Origin of the sequence: Streptomyces sp. NPDC006265 (assembly GCF_040613555.1) — a bacterium.
GTDB lineage: Bacteria > Actinomycetota > Actinomycetes > Streptomycetales > Streptomycetaceae > Streptomyces.
In genome coordinates this window covers 1-3,712 of sequence record NZ_JBEXSH010000887.1, presented here as the reverse complement: position 1 = coordinate 3,712, position 3,712 = coordinate 1, and the positions used below count along the sequence as shown (strand labels likewise).

General features: G+C 71.3%; 3 protein-coding genes. 2 read left to right on the top strand and 1 reads right to left on the bottom strand.

Annotated elements, in window-relative coordinates; translation table 11 throughout:
* Positions 1-52: 52 nt before the first annotated feature.
* Positions 53-337 (bottom strand): hypothetical protein, encoded by a 285-nt coding sequence (locus ABZ281_RS42150; RefSeq protein WP_356663277.1) that lies wholly within the window; start codon positions 335-337, stop codon positions 53-55.
* A 242-nt stretch (positions 338-579) separates the two neighbouring features.
* On the opposite strand from ABZ281_RS42150, the gene ABZ281_RS42145 reads away from it, so the two are divergent.
* Together ABZ281_RS42145 and ABZ281_RS42140 are read left to right on the top strand one after the other, a co-directional pair.
* Positions 580-2,073 (top strand): multicopper oxidase domain-containing protein, encoded by a 1,494-nt coding sequence (locus tag ABZ281_RS42145; protein WP_356663275.1) that lies wholly within the window; start codon positions 580-582, stop codon positions 2,071-2,073.
* A gap of 74 nt (positions 2,074-2,147) precedes the next feature.
* A partial coding sequence (locus ABZ281_RS42140; RefSeq protein ID WP_356663273.1) for a fatty acid--CoA ligase family protein occupies positions 2,148-3,712 on the top strand: 1,565 nt, incomplete at its 3' end.

Sequence of the window (3,712 nt, the reverse complement as noted above, 5' to 3'; positions counted from 1 at the left end):
CGGCTCAGCTGGCTGAAGGGACCGAAGTCCGGTCCGTACAGGTAGCCCCACATCAGCGCGGCGACCACGCTCGGGCCAGCAGGGCGTCGGCCCGCTCCCGGCCGGCCGCGTCGAGACCCTCGTACAACTCCTCCCGCGGCAGCGGCCCCTCGGCCAGCCGGAGCAGGACCGTACGCAGCGGGCCGCGCACCGGGCGCAGGACCAGGGAGGTGACGGGCCCCCTCAGCAGCGCCGTGCCCGTGCCGTCGTCGAACGTCACCCGCACATCGGTGCGCAGCGCCCGGGCGGCGGACCCGGGGGGTTTCTCGGTGATCGCTTTCGTGCCTGCGGGATTCATCGGGCCTCCGGTACACAACTCGCGTGGGCGGACCTGTCGAAATCCACTCTGCGGCCCGCTACACCGGCTCCCCCCTCACCGGCCGCACCGAATGACAGTCGCCATTCCCGCTCGTGACCGGGGTCATGGAAGGCATGACAGATGACAGGGGCGGACTGCAATCGCTCGGACATCCGGCACCCGAAGCGCATGCTCGGAACAGGAATTCTCTCCCCAACTCACCGACAGTGAAGGAAAACCTCGTGTTCAGTCGTCGACATGCGATACGTCTCGGTCTCACCACCGGCGCCGTCGGCGCGGTCGGCGCGGCGGGCGGGGTCTTCCGGACGCTCACCGCCGGACAGCCGGCCGCGGGCGCGGCGGCCGGGAAGGCCGCACCGGCCGGCGCGGCAGCCGTCCCGGTCGAACCCTTCTCGCTGCCCCTGACGACCCCGCCGGTCCTGGCCCCCTACCGCCGCACCAGGACCGCCGACCACTACCGGGTCACGATGCGCCGCGCCGGCGTGGAGATCCTGCCCGGCACCCGCACCGACGCCCTGACCTACAACGGCTCGTTCACGGGCCCCACCATCCGCGCCCGCACCGGCCGCACCACCGTCGTCCAGCAGGTCAACGCGCTGGACATGCCGACCTCGGTGCACCTGCACGGCGGCAACAACCCGGTGGCGCACGACGGCGGGATGATGGACACCATCGCCCCCGGCCGCAAGCGGACCTACGTCTACGAGAACAAGCAGCCCGGCGCCACCCTGTGGACGCACGACCACGCCCACCACATGGAGTCCGAGCACGTCTACCGGGGCCTGTCGGGCCTCTACCTGCTGCGCGACCCCGCCGAGGACCGGCTGGGCCTGCCGTCCGGGAAGTACGACATCCCGCTGGTCCTGCGCGACGCGCACTTCGACGCAGGCGCGCAGATGGTCTACACGATGGACGACGCGGAGAACCGCACGACCATCCTGGTCAACGGCCGCCCCTGGCCCCACCTCAAGGTCGAGGCCCGCAGGTACCGCTTCCGGCTGGTCAACTCCTGCAACCTGCGCATCTTCATCCTCGCGTTGTCCGACGGCTCGGCCACCCAGCACCCCGTGCGGCAGATCGGCACCGACGGCGGCCTGCTCGCCGCGCCCGCCGAAACGCCCGTGCTGGTCCTGTCCCCGGGGGAGCGCATCGACTTCGTCGTCGACTTCTCGAAGTACGCCCCGGGCACCAAGCTCACCCTCGCCAACATGCTGGGCCCCGGCCCCACCGGACTCGTCGGCCAGGTCATGCGGTTCGACATCGGCGAGCGCACCGCCGACACCAGCAGGGTGCCGGACACCCTCGCCACGCTGCCGGCCCTGCCCAAGCCGACGGTGGAGCGCAGCTTCGAGCTCTCCATGGACGAGCCCGGCTCCGGCGGCCACCAGGCCTACATCAACGGCAAGACCTTCGACCCGGACCGCATCGACACCCACATCGAGTGGGGCAGCACCGAGGTGTGGACGGTCACCAACAAGAGCGCCACCGTCCCGCACAACTTCCATACGCACCTGGTGCAGTTCCGCATTCTCGAACGGGACGGGCAGCCGCCCTATCCGGCGGAGACCGGGTGGAAGGACACCGTGCTGCTCTTCCCCGGCCAGACGGCGAAACTCCAGCTCACCTTCGATTCGCACCGCGGTGTCTATCCGTACCACTGCCACATGATCGACCACAGCGCCATGGGAATGATGGCCCAAATGAAGATCGCCTGATTTCCGGAAACGCTTCTTCCTGAAAGTGTTCCGTGATTCCCGGAAACATCTCCTGATGTCCGGAGAGGAGGACCATGACCACCGAAGCCATTCCCCGCCCCTATGCGCGCCGCGTCCTCGCGGCGCTGGGCAGGGACCCGACCCGTATCGTCCTGCACCGGCCGGAACGGACGGTGACGGCAGGCGAGTTGCGCGCGTCCGTCCTGGGCAGCGCAGCGCTCCTGCACTCCCACGGCGTCCGCCCCGGCACCACCGTCGCCGTCCTGACCGGCCCCAACCACCCGTTGATGCTCAGCGCCCGCTACGCCGTCCATCTCCTCGGCGCCACCTCCGTCTACGTCCGCTCGATGAACCCGCGCACGGACACCGAGACCTTCTCGGTCGCCACCCAGACGGGGCTCCTGCGTGACCTCGGGGTGTCCCTGCTGCTCGTGGACGACACCGACGAGGAGAGCACGGCCCGCGGGAGATGGCTGGCGCGGCGACGGCCCGGCCTGACCGTGCGGGCGATCCCGCGCACGGCCGACGGGCACGACACCGTGCCGCCGGCCCCGCCACCGCACCCCGACGACCTGGCCGTCGTCGACTTCACCAGCGGCAGCACCGGCCGGCCCAAGATGGTCGCCCAGCGCCACGGCACCCGCGAACACCTCGTCCACCGGCTGGCCTCCGGCCTCGACCCCCGGGGCCCGGCGACCCTGCTGTCGGTCACGCCGGTCAGCCACACGACGGCACCCATGGCCGACGCCGTGCTGTGCTCAGGCGGCACGATCGTCCTGCACGACGAGTTCGACGCCGACACGACACTGACGGCCATCGCCGAACTGGGCGTCACCGACGTCTACTTGGCGGTGCCACACCTCTACCGCCTGCTCGACCACCCGCTGGTCACCTCGTTCGACCTGTCCTCGCTGCGCCGCATCACCTACAGCGGCACCCCGGCCGCCCCCGAGCGGGTCCGGCAGGCGGTCCGGGTCTTCGGCGACGTCCTCATCCAGGTGTACGGCACCACGGAAGCGGGCGGCATCAGCAGCCTCACACCGCTCGACCACCGAGAACCCGAACTGCTGGGCTCGGCCGGCCGGCCCTTCCCCTGGGTGCGCGTGGAGATCCGGGCACCCGAGTCGGGCACCCCGCTGGGCCGCGGCCGGACCGGCGAGATCTGGGTCAACTCGCCCACCGTGTCCGCCGGTTACCTCGACGACGCGAAGCTGACCCGGGCGACCTACCGGGACGGCTGGCTGCGCACCGGCGACCTCGGGCACTGGGACCGCTACGGCTACCTCCGGCTCGACGGCCGGGTCGGCGACGTCATCAAGCACGGCGGCCTCAAGCTCGACCCGGCCGCCATCGAGGCGGCGCTGCTCCAGCATCCGCAGGTGCGGCAGGCGGCGGTCTTCGGTGTACGCGACGAGGACCTGGTGGAGCAGGTCCACGCCGCCGTCGAACTCCACTCCGGCGTCGGCCACACCTCCTGCGACCTGCGCGGCTACGTGGCCGCGACGCTCACCCCGGAGCACGCTCCGGTCGACGTCTCGGTCTGGCCCGAACTCCCCCTCACCCCGTCGGGCAAGCCCGACCGGGCCAGACTGCGGGAGGTCACCGCACCGGTGCGGGCCCGGCCCGGGGGGTCGGGGCC